Origin of the sequence: Sinimarinibacterium thermocellulolyticum (assembly GCF_040327995.1) — a bacterium.
In the GTDB taxonomy this organism is placed as follows: domain Bacteria; phylum Pseudomonadota; class Gammaproteobacteria; order Nevskiales; family Nevskiaceae; genus Solimonas; species Solimonas thermocellulolyticum.
The window spans coordinates 1-1313 of record NZ_JBEPIJ010000046.1 but is presented as its reverse complement, the minus strand read 5'-3'; the positions used below and the strand labels follow the sequence as shown (position 1 = coordinate 1313).

Here is a 1313-nt window from a genome sequence, read left to right as displayed (position 1 = left end):
TGAATCGCCCCGGGTTTCGCGGAGGCTCCAACTGTGGAGAATGGAGCCATGAAGAAGTCCCCGAAGTTTTCCCCTGAGGTGCGTGAGCGCGCCGTGCGCATGGTGCTGGAGCACCGTGGTGAACATCCGTCGCAGTGGGCTGCCATCGAGTCCATTGCGGGCAAGATCGGCTGCGTGCCGCAGACCTTGCACACCTGGGTGAAGCAGCACGAGATCGACAGCGGGCAACGCGAGGGCGTCTCGACCGCCGAGGCCGAGCGCATCAAGGAACTGGAGCGGGAGAATCGCGAACTGCGCAAGGCCAACGAGATCCTGAAGCTGGCCAGCGCGTTTTTCGCCCAGGCGGAGCTCGACCGCCGCATCAAGTCCTGAAGGCCTTCGTCGATCAGCACCGAGCGCAGTTTGGGGTCGAGTCGATCTGCCGTGTCTTGCAGATCGCCCCATCGGCGTACTGGCGCCACGCTGCGTGTCAGCGCAGCCGCGTCTTGCGGTCTTTGCGGGCCCAACGCGATGCAAGCCTGCTGCCGCAGGTGCAGCGCGTCTGGCAGGCCAACATGCAGGTCTATGGCGCCGAGAAGGTCTGGCGCCAGCTCAACCGCGAGGGTGTCACCGTGGCTCGCTGCACCGTCGAGCGGCTGATGCGCCAGCTCGGGCTGCAGGGCGTGCGACGCGGCAAGACACCGCGCACGACCCTCCCTGACCCCAAGGCGCCGTGCCCGCTGGACCGCGTCAACCGACAGTTCCGTGCCGAGCGCCCCAACCAACTCTGGGTCTCGGACTTCACCTACGTCTCGACTTGGCAGGGCTGGGTTTATGTGGCCTTCGTGGTGGATGTCTTCAGCCGGCGCATCGTGGGCTGGCGCCAGAGCAGTTCCATGCACACCGAGTTCGTGCTCGACGCGCTGGAGCAGGCCCTGTATGAGCGCAGGCCGACCGAAGATGATGGCCTGGTCCACCACTCAGACCGTGGCTCGCAATACCTGTCGATCCGCTACAGCGAGCGGCTGGCCGAGGCCGGCATCGAGCCGTCGGTGGGCTCCAGGGGTGACAGCTACGACAACGCCCTGGCTGAGACGATCAACGGGCTGTACAAGGCCGAGATCATTCACCGCAGAGGGCCGTGGAAGACCAAACAGGCGGTGGAACTGGCGACGCTGGAATGGGTGGCCTGGTTCAATCATCACCGCCTGATGGGGCCGCTGGGTCATGTCCCACCCGCGGAGTTCGAGGCAAACTACCATCGTCAACGCGCTGGTCAGGCCGCAACCGTCTGACTTAAACCAACTGGCCTCCGCGAAACCCGGGGCGATTCA

Annotated in this window: 1 protein-coding gene and 1 other annotated feature; the gene reads left to right on the top strand. The window is 65.1% G+C overall.

The features are described 5' to 3' along the window. Positions 1–48: 48 nt before the first annotated feature. A protein-coding gene (locus ABSH63_RS15715; protein ID WP_434223287.1) for an IS3 family transposase occupies positions 49–1274 on the top strand; the annotation gives its coding sequence in 2 pieces (ribosomal slippage) (positions 49–337 and positions 337–1274; 1227 coding nt in all). Beyond that, positions 327–443: a sequence feature (AL1L pseudoknot), on the top strand. Its footprint overlaps the gene before it by 117 nt. Positions 1275–1313: the final 39 nt, after the last annotated feature.